At 46.6% G+C, this 20052-nt stretch carries 15 protein-coding genes; all 15 read left to right on the top strand.

Going from position 1 to position 20052, the window contains the following annotated elements:
- The first annotated feature begins 27 nt into the window (after positions 1–27).
- Positions 28–837, top strand: a complete 810-nt coding sequence (locus ACT89M_RS16080) for an MBL fold metallo-hydrolase (RefSeq protein WP_154890384.1) — start codon at positions 28–30, stop codon at positions 835–837.
- A gap of 205 nt (positions 838–1042) precedes the next feature.
- Positions 1043–2053 (top strand): aldose epimerase family protein, encoded by a 1011-nt coding sequence (locus ACT89M_RS16075; RefSeq protein ID WP_487344749.1) that lies wholly within the window; start codon positions 1043–1045, stop codon positions 2051–2053.
- Positions 2054–2212: 159 nt separating this feature from the next.
- The gene (fumC, locus tag ACT89M_RS16070) at positions 2213–3601 is read left to right on the top strand and encodes a class II fumarate hydratase (protein ID WP_154983754.1); all 1389 of its coding nucleotides are present in this window, start codon (positions 2213–2215) and stop codon (positions 3599–3601) included.
- A 197-nt stretch (positions 3602–3798) separates the two neighbouring features.
- Entirely contained in the window at positions 3799–6567 is a 2769-nt protein-coding gene (locus ACT89M_RS16065; protein WP_308721700.1) for a CHASE3 domain-containing protein, read from the top strand.
- A 274-nt stretch (positions 6568–6841) separates the two neighbouring features.
- Complete coding sequence (locus tag ACT89M_RS16060; RefSeq protein WP_154890381.1) at positions 6842–8458, top strand: PucR family transcriptional regulator; 1617 nt, start codon at positions 6842–6844, stop codon at positions 8456–8458.
- A 310-nt stretch (positions 8459–8768) separates the two neighbouring features.
- The gene (uraD, locus tag ACT89M_RS16055) at positions 8769–9278 is read left to right on the top strand and encodes a 2-oxo-4-hydroxy-4-carboxy-5-ureidoimidazoline decarboxylase (protein ID WP_308721701.1); all 510 of its coding nucleotides are present in this window, start codon (positions 8769–8771) and stop codon (positions 9276–9278) included.
- Between the two features lie 42 nt (positions 9279–9320).
- The gene (gene uraH, locus ACT89M_RS16050; RefSeq protein WP_154890379.1) at positions 9321–9698 is read left to right on the top strand and encodes a hydroxyisourate hydrolase; all 378 of its coding nucleotides are present in this window, start codon (positions 9321–9323) and stop codon (positions 9696–9698) included.
- 32 nt (positions 9699–9730) lie between these two features.
- Positions 9731–11056: a 5'-deoxyadenosine deaminase gene (locus ACT89M_RS16045; RefSeq protein WP_154890378.1), complete on the top strand. Its 1326-nt coding sequence runs from the start codon at positions 9731–9733 to the stop codon at positions 11054–11056.
- Between the two features lie 42 nt (positions 11057–11098).
- The gene (locus ACT89M_RS16040; RefSeq protein WP_154890377.1) at positions 11099–12229 is read left to right on the top strand and encodes an XdhC family protein; all 1131 of its coding nucleotides are present in this window, start codon (positions 11099–11101) and stop codon (positions 12227–12229) included.
- The gene (locus ACT89M_RS16035) at positions 12171–12821 is read left to right on the top strand and encodes a nucleotidyltransferase family protein (RefSeq protein WP_154890376.1); all 651 of its coding nucleotides are present in this window, start codon (positions 12171–12173) and stop codon (positions 12819–12821) included. The genes ACT89M_RS16040 and ACT89M_RS16035 overlap by 59 nt, the downstream gene beginning before the upstream one ends.
- A gap of 77 nt (positions 12822–12898) precedes the next feature.
- Positions 12899–13849 carry an FAD binding domain-containing protein gene (locus ACT89M_RS16030; RefSeq protein ID WP_154890375.1) on the top strand — a complete coding sequence of 317 codons (951 nt, stop codon included), beginning with the start codon at positions 12899–12901 and terminating at the stop codon, positions 13847–13849.
- 65 nt (positions 13850–13914) lie between these two features.
- Positions 13915–16230 carry a xanthine dehydrogenase subunit D gene (gene pucD, locus ACT89M_RS16025; RefSeq protein ID WP_308721702.1) on the top strand — a complete coding sequence of 772 codons (2316 nt, stop codon included), beginning with the start codon at positions 13915–13917 and terminating at the stop codon, positions 16228–16230.
- Positions 16227–16814 (top strand): (2Fe-2S)-binding protein, encoded by a 588-nt coding sequence (locus ACT89M_RS16020; RefSeq protein ID WP_308721703.1) that lies wholly within the window; start codon positions 16227–16229, stop codon positions 16812–16814. Before pucD ends, ACT89M_RS16020 begins: the two co-directional genes overlap by 4 nt.
- Before the next feature lie 115 nt (positions 16815–16929).
- Positions 16930–17325: a hypothetical protein gene (locus ACT89M_RS16015; protein ID WP_308721704.1), complete on the top strand. Its 396-nt coding sequence runs from the start codon at positions 16930–16932 to the stop codon at positions 17323–17325.
- A 347-nt stretch (positions 17326–17672) separates the two neighbouring features.
- On the top strand, positions 17673–19946 hold the full coding sequence (locus ACT89M_RS16010; RefSeq protein WP_487344748.1) for a glycosyl hydrolase: 2274 nt from the start codon (positions 17673–17675) through the stop codon (positions 19944–19946).
- Positions 19947–20052: the final 106 nt, after the last annotated feature.

Here is a 20052-nt window from a genome sequence, read left to right as displayed (position 1 = left end):
AATTCGCCTGATGGGAGGTAACCGTGAATGGCATTTGACAATCTGATTACATCAGGAATGACCAGCGTAGAGGAAGTTGCTCCTGATATTTTGAGCTTGCGTACCCTTTTTGTGAATGTCGTGTTCATTGGAAAACCGGGAAGCAGGAGCTGGGTCCTTGTGGACACAGGAATGTCAAAATTCACGAATCACATTGTTGATGTGGCAACCGAGCGTTTTCAAGGTCCGCCGTCTGCCATTATTTTAACGCATGGTCATTTTGATCATGTGGGAACGGTAATTGAACTGGAGCAATTCTGGGGAGTGCCGGTGTACGCGCATCCACTTGAAATACCTTATCTCACAGGTTTGAAAAATTATCCTCCGGCAGACTCTTCTGTGGGTGGAGGCCTCATGACGCAGTTGTCTTTTACGTATCCGAACGAAGCCATTAATCTGGATGATCGGATATTTAGTCTACCCCAAAATCATACGGTGCCCGGCACAAAGGGGTGGAATTGGATTCATACGCCAGGTCATACACCGGGACATATATCCTTGTTCCGCGAAGCAGATCGATTACTGATTGCGGGTGATGCGATTGTCTCGGTCAAACAGGAGTCGCTCTGGAGTGTTCTGCTTCAGGACAAACAGTTACACGGCCCTCCGGCGTATTTTACAACGGATTGGGAGGCAGCGCATGAATCGGTTCAGCGTATCAGGCAACTGGAGCCGAGAACGGTTGTGACAGGGCATGGACATGTGTTAAGCGGGGAGATGTTACATGAATCACTCCGGCATCTCGACATGCATTTTGAAGAAGATACGGTACCCAAGCAGGGTAAGTATGTAGAATGAGAAAACATAGACCGTTACTCGTGAGTGAGTTGAAGAGCGATGAAGACCAACAAAGAGTGATCAAGGCAGCTGATCGTGCAGCTGTCTTTTTGTTTTGCGCTTGCCTGTTTAATTTGTTCTCGATCTCAGATTGTTCTTTTAGGCGCAATCATGATATAGTCGAGCCGTATAATATAACCTTAGTATGCAGGAGGTACATATAACGATGACACAACAGAATACAGCGTTTGAAGAGCAATTTGGCGGTATTCCCGCGGTATGGCTACGCTTTGGTTCATTTGAAGCGGCGGTGATTCCAAGCGTTGGCGCGAACCTGGTAGCTTTTCGGGATACGGAAAAAGGATACAGCTACCTGCGCGAACCGGATCAGGATCAGATGGATGAATTCATGGCGGCTCCTGCCGTGTACGGTATTCCGATTCTGTCTCCTCCTAATCGATATGAAGACGGTCGTTTCCCTTGGGATGGAAAAGTCTATCAACTACCGATTAATGAACCCGCGACAGGCAACCATTTGCACGGATTTTTGCATGATGTGGCGTGGACAGTTGAGGGATTCGGTTCTAATGATCTGGAGAGTTATGTCACACTCAGCCAAAACATTGGAGAAGGCCATGCTTTTTACAAATATTTGCCGTTCACCTTCAGTGTAACGCTTCGTTACTCTCTGAGCAGTCATGGTCTGCAGCAGCAGTTAATTGTGAACAATACGGGCACAGAATATATGCCGAACCTGTTTGCTTTCCATACAGCAATTAAAGTTCCTTTTGCTCCGGACAGTCAGTCCTCGGATTATACAGCCAAAGTGACGATTGGCCAGCGCCGTGAATTAAACGAGCGTTCGCTACCGACAGGACAATTTCAACCGCTTACACCGGAGGAAGAGCAGCTTAAACAGGGCGGAGTTAGTCCGTTTTTTGCAGCGATGGATAACCACTATACCGCCGAGCCGCAAAATGGCCGCAATTACATGGAACTGACAGATCATCGCACAGGAGACAAACTGGTGTACGATGTAGGCACGTCCTATAAACATTGGATGATCTGGAACAACAATGCCTGCAATGAATTTTTCTGTCCGGAACCACAGATGAATCTGGTTAATGCTCCGAATTTGGAAGGGATTTCCGCAGAAGAGAGTGGTCTCGTTGGATTACAACCAGGTGAATTGTTTGAACAGACTAGCCGTCTATATCCCATTGCGGCACAAAAATAGAAATGTGGCGAATTGAACTCATTCACGACTCTTTCTGTTTTGCGCTACGCTTACAATTTTGTCGAAAAGGTGAAAACCTGCTCGTAAATCATGTATAATATGACGAGATACACAAGCTTTGTAGAGACCCAGACCAACATTTTGGAGGAGGACAAGCAAGTGGAATACCGCATTGAGAGAGATACGTTAGGCGAAATGAAAGTACCAGCCGACAGGCTGTGGGGCGCTCAGACGCAGCGCAGTAAGGAAAATTTCCCTATTGGACGCGAGCATATGCCGATGGAATTGGTGCGAGCTCTCGCCATTTTGAAGAAAAGTGCTGCGGCCAGTAATCATAAATTAGGCAAATTATCAGCGGCGAAAGCAGATGCGATTGCTTATGCTGCTGACGAAATTATTGCAGGACGTATTGATGATCACTTCCCACTGGTTGTATGGCAGACGGGTAGCGGTACTCAATCCAACATGAACGTGAATGAAGTCATTGCTAACTTGGGTAACCAACTGCTGGAGCAAAAAGGCAAAGAAGAGCGCCTGCATCCTAATGATGATGTTAATATGTCGCAAAGCTCCAATGACACCTTCCCAACAGCGTTGCATGTCGCGGGCGTTCTTGCGGTGGAGGATCAGTTGTTGCCAGCGATTGCGGTGTTGAAAGCGACTTTTGCGGAAAAAGTGGAAGCGTTTAAGGATATCATTAAGATTGGACGTACTCACCTTCAGGATGCAACGCCGATTACGCTTGGCCAGGAGATCAGCGGCTGGGAAGCTATGCTAGGTAAGAGTGAACGTATGATCCGCGAAAGCGTAGAGTACATGAAGGAGCTTGCGATTGGGGGTACGGCTGTAGGAACCGGAATTAACGCGCATCCTGACTTCGGTGATCTTACAGCTAAGGAGATTGGTAAACATACAGGTAAAGATTTCGTATCTGCGCCAAACAAATTCCACGCTCTGACCAGCCATGATGAAGTGGTGTATGCTCACGGTGCAGTAAAAGCGCTTGCAGCGGATATGATGAAAATTGCCAATGACGTACGCTGGCTCGCAAGCGGTCCACGTAGCGGTCTCGGTGAGATTCGTATCCCTGAGAACGAGCCGGGCAGCTCGATTATGCCAGGTAAAGTGAATCCGACACAGAGCGAAGCGATCACGATGATTGTGACACAAGTGATGGGTAACGATGCGGCGATTGGATTCGCGGCAAGCCAAGGTAATTTTGAACTAAACGTATTCAAACCTGTCATCATTTATAACTTCCTGCAGTCTGTACAGTTGCTCGCTGACTCCATCGTTGCATTTAATGACAAATGTGCTGTGGGTATTGAGCCGAACCTGGATCAGATCAAACACAATCTGGATAACTCGCTTATGCTGGTCACTGCACTCAATCCTCATATTGGATATGAGAATGCAGCTAAAATTGCTAAGCTTGCACATAAAGAAGGTTTGTCCCTGAAGGAAGCTGCGTTACAAACCGGACTTCTTACAGAGGAACAATTCGATCAATATGTAGACCCGGCTAAAATGATTGCACCAAAGGCTTAAACTGATTTTAAACTCCTATATTGTGTCAATTATAAATATCTATGAATAAAGTCCCGGAAAAGCGGCCTGCAAAGCAGGTCGTTTTTCTTATGTAATCACATATTTTTCTTGTCAGCTGATATCTATACATATAAAATACTAATGCAACAGATTTCATGCAACGATTCAGCATTCGTCTATATTTGGAGGGTTTCACGTTGTCTAAAACGAGAAGATTTACGATACGCTCCAAAATTGTATTGGGCTATCTTGTGGTTGTGCTCTTATTTGGTGTAGTACTACTGATCCTTTCGGCCCAAATCGATGTGTTGCAGAAGGAAAATGATTTTATTAGTCATCATGATCTGGACGTACATAATCTGACCAACGCGATTGAGAAAAACGTACTCGATATGGAAACGGGACAGCGCGGGTTCATGCTTACCGGAAAGGAAAGTTATCTGCAACCTTATGATCAAGGTCTTTCCGAGTGGAATACGAATTACGATCAGTTATACGCCTTGATTAGCGATAATCCGGCACAACAGCAAAACTTGCAAAATATTAAATCCCATATCAACCGTTGGATTGAAATTGCTGGTGAACGATCCGTACAGCTCAAGAAGGAAGGCGATCAAGATAAGGTTCTCGCTTTTTTTCAGTCCGATCCGGGGAAAACGGAAATCGATCTGCTTCGCTCCCAGCTGGCTACCTTCCGCAACACCGAAATTTTGCTTACAGAAGCTAGGGTGACGGATTTGGCGAACCGGAGTTCAACTTTGCTGACAATCATGTACACCTTGTGGGGTCTGATTGCAGCACTATCCATCGCCGCGGCTTTCATTGTATCAGGCAACATTGTTAGAACGCTTCAAGAGGTAAAGCACACGATTAGCGATATTTCCAGAGGCGGTAACCTCAAACAGCGGATACGTGTAAGAACACGGGATGAAGTCGCTGATCTCGCACATGAAGCGAATCAACTACTGGATGAGGTGCAGGAGCAAAACCGGGTGAAGGATCAACTTACAGGTGTTGCTACTCTTTTCCAAAACCCTACCACGTTAGAAGGTTTATCACGTTTGTTCCTGAGTGAACTTGCAACGATGTTGGAGATTCCGTACAGCGTGTTGTATTACTGGAAGGACAATCGGTTGTTTCGGGTGGCAGCCTATGCAGGAGATGGGGAGAAGGAACGCTCGCTCGGGAAAATATCACTTGCCCCTGGTGAAGGGTTAGTCGGTCAAAGTGCGATTGAGCAGCGGGTGTTACGAATGAATGATTTACCGCAGAATTACATTCGCATCTCGTCAGGTCTGGGCCATGCCTCAGCGAGTTCGCTTACCGTTGTACCCATCCTGTTTGAAGGAAAGACCGTTGCTGTCGTAGAACTCGCTTCCATGAAGCCATTAACCGAGAAGACCATGGAATTGATCAAGGAATTAACGGTCATTTTCGGAGTTTCGCTTCATTCTACAGTTACGCGGATGGAACTACAGCACCTTTACGATGAATCGCAAGTACTGAACGAAGAGTTACAGGCACAATCCGAGAAGTTGCAACTTCAAACCGAGGAGATGCAATCTCAGACAGAAGAATTGCAGATGCAAACGGAAGAGTTATATATGTTAAATGAACGCTTGGAGAGTCAGAAGGGCACGGCTGAGAATGCGGTCCAAGAACTTGCAGCAACTGCGCATCAGCTGCGAATCAGTTCGGGATACAAATCCGAATTTCTGGCTAATATGTCGCATGAGCTGCGCACACCTCTGAACAGCATGTTGATTCTGTCCGAGATATTGGCGGAAAACAAACATCATCATTTGAGCGGTGAGGAGCAGAACTATGCAGCCGTTATTCACAGATCGGGCAAAGACTTACTTAACTTGATTAACGATATTCTCGATCTGTCGAAGGTTGAGGCTGGACAGATGGAAGTGGAATTTGATGATGTTTACCTCGACACGTTGCCTGAAGTGATGAATCAGTATTTCTTGAAAACGGCTGAACAGAAAAAAATAGATTTTCGTATTCAGCTACAAGGTCCTCTTCCGGCTACGATTGAAACCGATGAAATGCGGATGCACCAGATTCTTAGAAATCTGCTCTCGAATGCGTTTAAGTTCACCAGCACAGGGGAAGTGGCACTAACCATTTCTCAGGTGCGTCTGACTGACCCTGAACACGCCGGTCAAGAAACCGAAGTCATTGCTTTTTCCGTTAGTGATACGGGGATCGGTATTGCGGAGGATAAACTTCTCCAGATCTTTGAGGCATTCAAACAGGCTGATGGAGCAACAGCTCGTAAATATGGCGGTACGGGACTAGGGCTGTCCATCTCTCAATCGCTGGCTTCATTACTTGGCGGTTCAATTTCGGCAACGAGCCGTTTGGGCCAAGGCAGTGTGTTCACGCTGTTTCTCCCGTTGTATCGAAAAGGTCACGAGGTTTCGCAGGAGGAGCAAAGTTCTAGACTGTTTGTTTATGAGGCAGTTGATGCTAAAGTAAAAGAAAGTATCGTCCCTTCATCGCCTCAGATGGAGCCGGAACAGAAGAATATGGATATTTTGCTAACGCCTTTGGAGGAATCGTTATTCAAGGATCGACAGATTCTTGTTGTGGATGATGATATTCGTAACGTATATGCGCTTGCAAATGCACTGGAGCAATACGGTATGCAAGTGACCTCTGCTCAGAATGGAACGGAATGTCTGGAGCTGTTAGAGCAGGGAGGTCTTAGACCGGATGTTATTCTTATGGATATCATGATGCCAGAACTGGATGGATATGAAACCACCCGCCGGATTCGAGAGCAACTTGGCCTGACCCAGATTCCCATCATTGCGCTCACAGCAAAAGCGATGAAAGAAGACCGGGAGAAATGTATCGCTGCCGGAGCCACGGACTATCTCAGTAAACCATTGAATATCAAAGATGTATTATCCCGTATGAAATTATGGATGAGTCACGAAAAAATGGAGATTTGAACGATTCCGCATTGCCGGGTTTAATGTTAAGCATAAAATATTTATTTAAAATGTTTCAAACCTATGTCCATGACAGCATGATGATGCTGCCTTGAGGACATAGGTTTATTTTTTTCTCATGTAAGTTTCTTTATGGAAATTGATGTTATAATACTTAACAAACAATTAAAGGTTCTCTATTTTTCATTTCGAAATCGGTGGGATTATGAAGCCTAAAGGTCATTGTAAACGATTTGTTTACACATTTGTGTTAAATATATGGGAGGTCATGTCCATGCAGCTTACCGTTAAAGAAGCTTTGCAGGTATACCCGCTGTCTGAAGCCAAATTGATTGCGGGCCGGGAAGGGACTTCACGGATGATGAAGTCAGTCAACGTCATGGACGCTCCTGATATTGCAGATTGGATCAAATCTGGAGAAATGTTGTTTACGACCGCTTTTATGATCAAAGATAGTGAAACAGATACGCTTCGATTAATGCAACGGCTGAATGAACGTGGATGCGCGGGAATCGGCATCAAGCTTGGACGGTTCTGGGATTCGATTCCCCAAGGCATAGTAGAGGAAGCGAATCGACTTCGGCTACCGCTTTTGGAGCTTCCGTTCCAATTCACTTTCTCTGACCAGATGAATGCCTTGTTTAAAGCGGAACATGAACGTAGCCATCGGCTACTGCATGAAGTTGTTCAGAAGCAAAAGAAACTCATGCAGTTTGCCTTACAGCAACAACAACATCGCAATGTGTTTGCCGAAATGTCCACGATCCTCAATTATTCGATTGCCGTCATCGGCTCCCGCGGACATGTGCTCTATGCGAACGATGACGTGATGTCGGACAATGCAGTCACGCAAGGCTGGCCCTGGAAATCAGTCATGCACCGGGTAAAATGGAATCAGGGGAGCTGTCACCGAGTCCCGATTCAACAAAAAGACGAGGAACTGGGTTTCCTGCTGGTGTACACGGATTCTGCCTTGTCTCTACGAGCGGAGGAGGAACTGTTCCAGCAAGCTGCGGATGTGCTCGCCTTTTACATGGATATGACCTACCGCGAACATATCAACCCAACGGTTCAGGATGAAATGCGAACCTTGCTGACGCAATATATGGATCAGAAATTGACGATGCAGGAGCTCATGACTTTGAGCGAAAATAAGGGAGTACACCTATTTCAAGAGACGTATCAGTGTGTGTTAACCACGCTCGAACCCAATGCTTTTGCTGAGGGGAAGCTGCTCAAGCAGATTCATCGTGAGTTGCAGTACAATCCCCTTATGCAATTCACAGCTTCTCAGCATTTTCAGATGAAAGAAGGAATCCTATCCATCTACAGTTGTCCGACCGGGCGAGATTATGGTGAGGAGTTGTCCGCCTTTCTCTTAAATCGCTTTGGCGATGTGCTCACAGCTCAAGAAGCCAAAGGTGCGCCAGGTCCTCGTTTCTGGATAAGCAAAATGAAACATGAGCCGACTTCACTACGTGAAGCATACCAAGAGTGTCTGGATACACGTCAGTTAGCCCAAAGGCTCGACATGAAGGATCGGGCACTACAATTTGAGATGTTGGAATTTGCCTATGTATTCCAGCATGTGCCGGAACAGATCATGGAGAACTATTGTCATAAAGTGCTCGAACCGTTACTTGCCAGAGACGGTGATCCCAATCAGGTGCTGATGAGCACGCTAGAGTCTTTTATTGAAAATGACGGATTAATTAATGAAGCCGCCAAACAGCTTTTTGTGCATCGCAATACGGTAACTTATCGTATGGAGAAGATCGGCAGTCTGTTGCAAATGGATTTCAAAAAGACGAATGATCTGCTCAAATTAAAGCTGGTCTTTACCTTCCGTAAATTCGTGCGAGATAAAGCGCCTGTAAGACTTCGTACGTAATCACTGCTGCTCGTATGATTGGTGTGCTCATGTGATCATGTGTTCTTGTGTTTATAATGCTCGTGATATGAGTGAGACTTAGAGTGTTGGCCATAATTTATATTAAAATTGATTAAACCGCACTTCCTTCATTGGTGAGTGCGGTTTTTTGACATACACAGCAAGTGTAAAAGTCGGATTCCGTGCGCGGATAACAATTCATTTGTTTGATGTTATGTTATTTTACAAAATCACGTAAATAATATTGCTGTATTCTGAGTCAGTGAATAGAATGAGGAACAATAATTAAATAGAGACCGGAGGTTATCACATGGATGATCTTATACATCTCGTTAACGGCTGGTCTGATCAACGGTTTATGAAAGAATTTGGCTCGTTATTTGAAGAGTCTGCTTGGATTGCAGAGCGTGCTGCCGGTCTTCGGCCTTTTGGTTCATGGGAAGAGATGATGCAGGTTATGACGAAACAAGTTCTTGACTCGGAGTATAAAGAGAAGCTGGAACTGCTCCGAAAGCATCCGGATTTGGGTGCTCGCATCAGAATGAGTACCAGCTCGGTTCAGGAGCAGGCTGGTACTGGCCTGGATTCATTAACGCCGGAACAATATAACGAGCTAAAGCAGTTGAATGAGAGGTATACAAAGCAATTTGGCTTTCCGTTCATTTTAGCGGTGAAGGGCCATACGAAGGGATCTATTTTTGATTCCATAAGACAACGGCTAGAGAGAAACGAGCAAGAAGAATTCGTAACGGCATTAAATGAGGTATTTAAAATTGCGACAATTCGGTTGCAACAATGGATGACCGAGCGTGCGAAGTGATCTGAAGAAAAAGGATAAACATAGATCGAAGGTGAATGCCTGATGCAGCCGAATGCAGGCCGGATTACTACACATGTACTGGATATATCTAAGGGGGCTCCTGCTGTAGGAGTGAGAATTGAACTCTATTTTATAAAATGGTCAGGAAACGAGTGGAATGCCCTGAAGATGGCAGAATCATTGACCAATTCGGATGGACGTTTGAATGAACCTCTGCTTCAAGAAGGAAAGCTGGAAGTGGGCGAATACGAACTGCGTTTTGATGTGAAACCCTATTTTGCACAAGATGCTCAAACGGATATCACACATGTGTTGTGGACCGAAGTCCCTATTCGTTTTGCCGTAAGAGATACCGGAGGCCATTATCATATCCCTTTGTTGATAGCACCGGGGGGATACAGCACGTACCGGGGAAGCTGAAGAGAAGACAGGACGGGACAGGGGAGATGGGGATGGGAACGATTTTAATCAAAGGCGCGCAATTGGTCACGATGAATACAGAAGAGGAAGTATTTACGGGAGATCTTCTCATCGAAGATAACAAAATCAAAGACATGGCAGTGCATATCGATGAGAACCTGGCAGATCAAGTTATTGATGCACGAGGGAAAGTATTACTGCCCGGCTTTATCCAGACCCACATTCATCTATGCCAGACGTTGTTTCGCGGACGTGCGGACGATATGGAACTAATGGATTGGCTCCGCAAACGCATCTGGCCGCTAGAAGCGGCACATGACGAGGAATCGGTGTATTACTCGGCAATGCTTGGACTGGGCGAATTGATCTCTAGCGGCACAACAACCATTCTGGATATGGAGACCGTGAACCATACGGAATCGGCTTTTCAAGCGATGGCCCAGAGTGGAATCCGGGTCATCTCAGGCAAGGTGATGATGGATCATGGTGATGAGGTTCCTGAGCCTCTGCGGGAGGATACGGCGGATTCGTTGCAGCAGAGTGTTGATTTGTTAGAAAAATGGAACGGATTCGGTGGAGGCCGCATTCAATATGCGTTTTGTCCAAGGTTTGTTGTATCCTGCACAGAACAATTGCTCATGGAAGTTCGGGACCTCTCGAATAAATATCATGTCAAGGTGCATACCCATGCTTCCGAGAATCGTGGAGAGATTGAACTGGTCGAACACGAGAGAGGTATGCGTAACATCGTCTATCTTGATCACATCGGTCTAGCCACCCCGAGATTGGTTCTTGCACACTGTGTGTGGCTGAGTGAAGAAGAGAAGGAGATTATTCGTAAACGTGGTGTCAAAGTAACCCATTGTCCCGGATCTAATATGAAACTTTCCTCCGGAATTGCCGACATCCCCGACCTTTTGAACAGACAAATTGCAGTGGGGATCGGTGCAGACGGTGCGCCATGTAATAACAATCTGGATATGTTTCAGGAGATGCGTATGACAGCTTTGATCCAGAAGGTGCCGCACGGGCCGACGGTGATGGATGCCAGAACCGTGTTACACATGGCAACGATGGGCGGGGCGGAAGTGTTGGGGCTATCCAGAGAGATAGGCAGTCTTGAAGTTGGCAAAAAGGCAGATATGATCCTGCTGGACCTTGATGATTTTCATACGTACCCGTCCTATGAGACCGACATTTACTCCCGTATCGTGTATTCGGCTACCCGTAGCTGTGTGGAAACGGTCATCATTGATGGCAGTATCGTGCTGAACAATCATAAAATACAAACTATTGACCGCAGCATCGTATTACGAGAGTCAGATAAATGCATTGCACGGCTAATGAAACGGTTATAACAGAAACGTTGAAAGGACAAATAGTAAAGAGGGGGCGGCCCTATGGAGATGCATGATCTGTGTGCCATTGCCCTTCGTGAAACCCGGAGTGTACTTGCTACTGCGATTAAAGTGGAGGGGCATGCCTATCGCAAGCAAGGGGTTTCTATGCTAATAACGGAGGACGGCAGGATGTACGGCAGTATCAGTCCGGGTTGTCTGGAGAGTGACCTGCAAGCCAGGGTGAGCCGCGTGCTGGAGACGCAACAACTTGAGCTGGCTTCCTACGATATGAGGCCTGAAGACGACTTGTCCTGGGGCGAAACAATTGGTTGCGGAGGCCTTGTAGTTGTTCTGCTTGAACCGATCTGTGGTGAGCTGTATGACATAATGAAACAGATGCAACAATGTTCGGATGCGGCAATAGCGGTTTCTCTTCTCCGGTCGTTCAATGACGATTACACTAACATTACGTATCGTTGCTCGAAGATCGAGTCAGTCAAGTCAGCCGAGCCAGGACAAGAGCAATATTTAACTGCAAATGAACAACCTGATTGTTTCGAAAATGATTTATTGTTGTCCTGTCCTCCTGATCTGGAGGTTAGGAATAATTCTTGGAATCTTCCTCAACATTTTACTTCGCTATATACGCCCAAACCACGTTTGATTATCATTGGCGCCGGAAATGATGTTGTACCGGTCGCCGCACTGTCTCAATCCGCTGGATTCCGTGTCGTTATCACAGATTGGAGAGTAGCCTTGTGTACGCCAGAACGATTTCCAGATGCGGAACTCGTGCACGGTTTTCCTCAGGAAGTTTTCCCGCAGCTTAACATCAATGAACATGACTATCTCATCCTAATGAGTCATCAATTCCCCCGTGAACGAGAATGGATAGCGTTATTAGACAACACCAACTATGCATATCTCGGCATTATGGGTTCACGTACCCGAACAGCTCGTTTGTTCGACGGGATGCCACCATTACATCACGTGCATAGTCCAGTTGGATTGTCCATTGGTGCAGATGGGCCAGAGGAGATCGCGATCAGTATTGTTGCAGAGTTGATTACGGTAAGACGTAAGGGAACGGCTGTTAAATCTGCGTTAGTAACCGAAAAAAGGAGCGGTGCTTATGCAAACGACAGGTATCGTTCTGGCGGCTGGCAAGAGCAGCAGACTTGGGCGAGATAAACTATCGGTTATGATGCCGGATGGAAGAGCCCTGGCGGCATGGACACTGGAGGCTGCTCTGAATTCCCGGTTGGATCACATCATCTGTGTGGTCAAACCAGAGGATAGTCTTGAATGGTTACCTTCCAAATGGCACAAGGCATTCTCTTACACATATAATCCCGACAAAAGGTTGCGTATGGTATTATGTAACGATTTTGCTGGTGGTATGGCAAACTCCATTCGTTGCGGTATATTGACGGCGATGGAATACAAGCCGAAGGGGGTCCTGATGCTGATGGCAGACCAGCCCCTTATAACGACAGAGAATATTAATCATGTCACCGCAGTACTGGATTCTAATCCGCTGTCTGATTATGTTGCGGGTACGGACAATGAGGGGAGTAAACCCCCGGTTGCTTTTCGCTCACATATGTTCGGCCCGCTTCTGTCCCTACACGGAGATGAAGGGGCACGAAAAATGCTCCGAAACCCTAAATACCAAGGTGTACAGGTGTCTTTAGGGCGAGAGAGTTTCTGGGACGCTGATACGGAGTTGCAAGTGCAACAAATTCTGAAATATGCAGAAGAACGGATGTGGAGGGAAGCCTGAAATCAACGAGACTCTGTACGAACACAGCAAGACGATTGGGAAGGTAGAGGAAACGGAGAAATAAAGGAGGGAGAGCCATGGTACTGCCGGGATACGGCTCAGGTGCACAGCCCTCGGTGTGGCAGCCAGATACGTTACAAGAACTACAAAATATTAGGGAACAGATTGAAGGAACACGGTGTTACGTTGCTGGAGGCACGTTATTGCGAACACAATGGGAGGCTTCATCAAAGGTTTTACCAGAACATTTGGTTAGTTTGGCTTGCATTCCCGAGATCAGTGGAATCTCGATGCAAGGAGATGAGATTGTGATTGGAGCCATGACCCGATTGAGGGAATGTGCAACAGATTCTTTGCTAAGCCGGTTTCCTATTTTGCATCAGGCTATCTTGGCTATAGCTGCCCCTTCTGTTCGAAATCTGGCGACGATTGGCGGGAATATTGCTTCCGGGATAGGGGATACATTACCGGCGCTACTTGTGTATGATGCTGAGCTTCACTTCCTGACCTGTCGTGGTATGAAGACACAGCACGTGGCATTATGGCTTGAAAATGGACGTGATAACAAGCTGAACGCAGATGATGTATTAATCTCCATTCATATTCCGTTCAGGAACGCTACAGTAAATCTATCGTCCTCTGATCCAGAGCAATACGTATACGAGACCGAGCAATCCATGCCTGAACGAAATCATCAAATCTCCTTCTATCGTAAATTAGGCCGAAGAGAGGCATTTACTGCCTCGCTTGTCACGGTAGCTTTTCACGGGGAGATTAATCCGGAGGACGGACGATGGACACAGGTTGCGATAGCTACTGGTGGCGGCTCGGGTATAGCGGTGAGGTTAACCGAAACGGAGCACTGGCTTCGATCGGGAAAAGCAGATGCTTCTCAAGCCGCCGGGCTTGCCACCCAGGCTGTTGCTGAATTTGTATCCTATACGGATGCTTTCGCCACTGAACTCTACAGGAGACAGTCAGCCGGAAATATGCTTGGGGCCGGACTTTGGCAGGCTTTTCATCCATAGGCAACTAAGCCATCTACAATTCAGAACTGGACTTAAAAAAGGAGCTACGAAAGGGGAGGAACACCATGTTGCTTAACCGGAAACAGAGTGGAAATCGCTGGCATCTGCGGCCGGATGGCCCTCCTAAGGTCACGGGACAATTGCAGTATCTAACGGATATGTCCTTGCCTAACATGGTCTATGGGAAAGTACTGCGAAGTGCTTATCCTTATGCACGGTTGCTGTCGGTTGATACATCGGAAGCGGAAGCCATGGAGGGTGTATATGCGGTGTTAACGGCCAAAGACGTACCTGGACTCAACCGTTTTGGTATTGCGACCCCGGATCAGCCCGTCTTCTGTGAAGATGTTGTTCGTTATGTAGGCGATGCGATTGCCGCGGTTGCGGCTGACTCACCTGAACGAGCCTTGCTCGCCATAGAAGCTATTCGTGTAAAGTATGAGGAGATTGAGCCACTGGATAGCATGGCTGCCGCACTGGCTCCTGGGGCGCCTGAACTGCATCCACATGGTCCAGGCAATGTGCTGCATCGTACAGAGATCAAACGCGGAGATGCCCAGCAAGCTTTTGATTCTTGTGCACATATCGTAACTGAGACTTATTATACGCCACGACAAATGCATGCATATATGGAGACAGAGGGAGGGCTGTTTGCACCTGACGAGATGGGTCGTCTTCATGTCTATGCGGCAACACAGCATGGGTATAAGGATCGTATGCAACTCGCACGTATTATTGGCTGCCCGGAAGAAGACATTCGGGTGGTATCTTCACCTATTGGCGGTTCGTTTGGCGGAAAGGATGAATTGAACGTGCAACCTTATGGTGCACTGCTCGCGTTAAAATGTGGCCGCCCTGTTAAAATGCATAACTCGCGTAAAGAATCCGTTCGGGTTGGTTTGAAGCGTCATCCGATGAAGATCGAGATGCAAACGGGGATAAGCCGTGAGGGGATTTTGCAGGCACATTGGGTTCGTATTACGGCAGATACCGGTGCATATGCAACGCTTGGAGCACCCGTATTAAACTTCTGTACCGAGCATTGTATGGGGCCGTATATGATTCCGCATGTGGATGTAGAAGGGGTATCTGTGTATACAAACAATGGATTATCGGGGGAGTTTCGCGGATTCGGAGGCAATCAGGCGATCTTTGCAATGGAAGGTCAGATGGATCGTTTGGCACAGCTCATAGATATGGACCCCTGGGAGTTTCGGCGGCGTAATCTGAGGCAGAAGCATGATCCCGGTCCCTTGAACCAGCGTATTCTGCCCACGGATGGACTATATCAAGTATGGGAGGCCCTGGACCGCTCGGAACTATGGCAGAAGCATCTTTATCCTCGGGTGGATGCGTCACTTCCTCCATGGATCAAACGAGGAGTAGGTGCGGCCATCGCGATGCATGGCGCCGGGCTTGGTTACGGCATTCCGGATCCGGCTGGTGGACGCTTGTCGCTGAATGCGGAGGGCAAGATTGAAGTGGCCTTCAGCTACGAGGAATTCGGGCAAGGTCTTGTGGCCACGCTGGAGATCATGCTCTGTGATCTGTTCCAGTGCCAACCATCGGACCTGAGTATTGTTATTGGGGATACAGACCGTGTGCCCCATAGTGGATCGAGTACGGCTTCTCGTTCCACCACGATGGCCTGGATGGCTTTGCAACGCTTGCAGCACCCGTTCCGTGCAAAGCTACTTAAAGTTGCATCACAGTTTTCTGGGATTTCGGCAGAGCAACTCATGACAGGACGTGAGGGAATATGGATAAAATCACAGGATTCCTCTTCAACCTCTGCCCCCCGCTTAGTCGTCGCTTATACGGATCTTGTAAAGCAGGGTGAAGCGCAGGAATGGATTTTTGACACCACTTTTCATTACCCCACGACGCCTGACAATGTGATGGGCGGTCATTACCTTTACACGTATGCCGCAGTTGCTGCAGAGGTGGAGGTCAATACGCTGACGGGCGAAACCAAACTTTTGGATACAAGGCATATTGTAGCCGCAGGACCAGTTATCAATCCGATGGGTTATATAGGGCAGATTGAAGGTGGCAGTGTAATGGCACTTGGATTTACGTTAACCGAGGATGCCGTCATGGAGCAGAGCCGCTACGTTACGGCGAATCTGGACACGTATTTAATTCCGACGATCAAGGATATTCACTCGAATTTGGAAGTAGAGGCAATTGAAGATTTACCGGAAGGAGATGAATTCGGACCCAGAGGCATTGGCGAGATTGGTTCCGTTGCACTTGCACCTGCGATTACTGCAGCTATTCATCAGGCAACAGGCGTATGGGTAACTCAGCTCCCCGTGCCGCGCGAGCAACTCAGTCAGGGGATAAATGTTCTTTTGCCAGAAGGAGTGAAGCCATCATGAAGAATCAGCCTCTTGAACAGACATGGAGTGCTAGAGTGAATGGGCAATTAAAAGAACTGTCCGTTTCTCCTGAAACACGACTTGTCGATATCCTTCGGAATCGCTTAGAGCTGACGGGAACGAAGGTTTCTTGTGAGGTCGGACGATGCGGTGCATGTATGATTCTCATGAATGGAGAGCCGGTTAATGCCTGTCTCGTGATGGCGTATCAAAGTGAGGGAAGCGACATTACAACCATTGAAGGACTTCATGGTGAGAAAGAGGGAGAGCTGCATCCCATTCAACAAGCCTTCGTGGAAGAAGGCGGGTTTCAGTGTGGATACTGCACTCCAGGGATGATTATTTCAACCAAGGCTTTGCTGGACGCATGTCCACATCCTTCTCTGGAGCAGATTGAAACCGGATTATGTGGTAATCTCTGTCGCTGTACAGGCTATGGCGGGATTATACGCGCGGTAAACAAGGCAAGTGAGCGTTGCGCAGTTAAAGGAACGGTTGGAACAGTGGTAAAAGAAAATGTAAACAGATCAGCGGTTAACTTTGTAAAACAGATGGTGCTGAAACCTGATGATCCGAAGCGGTAGCACGATTTAAGCTTTGTACAAAATTATGGTAATATTAAGAATAATAGAGAATTTCCTGCGAGTGGAGATCAAGTGCTGCCCGTGGAAAGTTCTTATTTTTTTGTGTGGGGGGATTATGATGAAGAAAAAGCATTTGTTTCTGGGAACCGTGTTAAGTCTGCTTGTGATCATGTTGCTTGCAAATTACATTGAGAATAATGAGGCCGTCGTAAATACGAGCCAGGTGGTCGAAAGTTATGGGGGAGATAACGGAATGTACAAAGCAACCGTAACGTTTGATATGTTTCCAGCGAAAAAAGCAAGCAACGTAAAAGTTATGGTTGTATACCCTAACGATACGATCGAATATCATGATGTGTCGTCACCTGATGGTCACTACCTTTTGGACATAACGAAAAACGTGGAAGAGTTCGCCTTGGACAAAAGTAAAGGCACATCACCCGAATTCCTGATTACTTGGATATCAGGGGATAAAAAAAGAATAAGTTATGTTTATTCAGGTGTCAGATGAATGAAAGATGAATGAAGAGCTTAGTTACATAAGCATGACTAGATTGTGAAAAACATAGTGTTTTTAAATGTAAATTTAAGCGTTTTCGGAATGTGAGTTTGTAAAGTTTTATTGGGATAGAATAATTATTTTTTCTTGATACATATAGTGATGACTGATCTATATAACCATATATTTACAATTTTATCCACTCATGATATGTTTACATATGAAAGCGCCATCATGATTGGGGTTATGCACATTTCGCTCTCACATTTCAGATGGAAAGGGAGATGGCAATGAAGGTCCGAATGGAGATGGGAACGAAGAATGGATGGAGGGAGAGGATTCAAAAAGCATTGGCAATCATGCTGGTCAGTACCTTGTTGTTGGGTATGCTGGCATTGCCTGCACCTGCGCAAGCGGATGCCCCGCTGCTTAAGATTGAAGGTGAAGATGCACAATTAACCTCGGATTTGCAAGTGGTAACTCAGATTTACGGACAGCCGAAGCCAGGTTACTCGGGAAGCGGATTTGTCTGGATGCAGGGATCTGGAACGATCACATTAGATGTAACTGTTCCCGAAACGGGGATGTACAGTATTTCCACCCGTTATATGCAGGAGCTTAGTATGGACGGCAGACTTCAATACTTGGCAGTGAACGGGGTAACGAAAGGTTCTTACATGCTTCCCTATACGACAACATGGTCGGATTATGATTTTGGTTTTCACAAATTAAACAAGGGAAGCAACACAATTCAACTGAAGGCTGGTTGGGGTTATGCATATTTTGATACGTTCACGGTGGACTATGCCGATCTTGATCCATTGAATGTGCAGCCTGTGCTCACGGATTCTCAGGCTACACCAGAAACGCAGCTTTTAATGAATTATTTAACGGAGGTATACGGACACAAAATCATATCGGGACAACAGGAGATCTATGGAGGAGGGAATGACGGGAATTCTGAGCTGGAGTTTGAGTGGATACATGATCTGACGGGTAAATATCCGGCTATCCGGGGATTTGATTTTATGAACTACAACCCGCTGTATGGCTGGGAAGATGGTACAACTGATCGATTGATCGATTGGGTGAATAACCGCGGAGGCATTGCAACCGCATCTTGGCATATCAATGTGCCGCGTAACTTTACTACGTATCAGCTTGGCGATTTTGTCGATTGGAAAGAGGCGACCTACAAACCAACCGAAACGAATTTTGATACCGCAAAAGCTGTCATTCCAGGTACGAAGGAGTATCAGTATGTGATGATGACGATTGAAGACCTGGCGGAGCAACTGCAGATATTACAGGATAATGATGTGCCGGTTATTTTCCGTCCTTACCATGAAGCAGAAGGAAACGGCGGATTGAACGGAGAGGGAGCTTGGTTCTGGTGGGCTTCTGCTGGAGCAGATGTGTATAAAAAACTGTGGGATATGATCTACACCGAGCTGACCGAAACGTATGACCTGCATAACCTGATCTGGACTTACAACAGCTACGTTTACAGTACTTCACCAGCTTGGTATCCGGGGGATGATCAGGTAGATCTTGTGGGCTTTGACAAATACAATACGATCTACAATCGTTACGATGGATTATCCGGTGTGCCTAACGAGGATGCCATCACGTCCACATTTTATCAGCTGGTGAACTTGACCAATGGCAAAAAAATGGTGGCAATGACAGAGAACGATACTGTTCCAAGCGTGAAAAATCTGACAGAGGAAAAAGCGGGCTGGCTTTATTTCCTTCCGTGGTACGGCGAGCATCTGATGAGCGAAGCGTTCAACTATGCTGCCACATTAAAAACGCTCTATCAAAGCGATTATGTCATTACTCTGGATGAGTTGCCGGATCTAAAGGCGAACCAGCCCAATCCGAGTGCGGTCATCTCACCCGAAAGTGCGACCTTTGATAAGGCAACAAGTCATGCGCAGGATATTACGATTTCACTCACCTTGAACGGACATCAGCTTACGGGCATTTCTAAGGGAGGGGTGAATCTGGCTTCCGGCCAGCATTATACGGCGTCTGAATCAACAGTGGTGCTGAAGCAAGCCTATCTTACAACACTACCTCTCGGGCAAACGAGTCTGACTTTTCATTTCGATCAGGGTAAAGATGCCGTTCTTAAATTGAATGTAGTCGACAGTTCCGTTGTTGTTGTACCACCCGACAGCAAGCTAACGATTCAGGCGTATAACGGCAATACGAGTGCTTCAACGAACGGGATCGCTCCCAAGTTCAAGCTGATTAATTCCGGGAATACGGCTATTCATCTCAGTGATGTAAAGGTACGGTACTATTATACGATTGATGGTGAGCAAGCACAGACCTTCTGGTCCGATTGGGCAAGTGTAGGAAGTGCCAACGTTACCAGTACCTTCGTCAAGCTGGACACACCAGTAACTGGCGCTGACTATTATGTTGAACTAGGGTTCACTAGTAACGCCGGAGTGCTGAATCCGGGTGAAAGTGCAGAGATACAAGCTCGGTTTTCTAAAAATAACTGGTCTAATTACAATCAGTCCGATGATTATTCTTTCATGGCAACGGGGAATCAATATGCTAATCACAGCAAAATAACCGGGTACGTAAGTGATCAGTTGGTATGGGGTGTGGAACCTTAATCGAAAACAAGCAGACCGGGTCAGTTTCTTGTTGAACTGATCCGGTCTTGTTTTATTATGTGTTTGGATGCTTATGGATAAAAATCCGAGACTTAAGGGAGTTATG

This window comes from Paenibacillus sp. NN59 (genome assembly GCF_057597225.1).
This window is presented reverse-complemented; position numbering and strand designations above follow the sequence as displayed.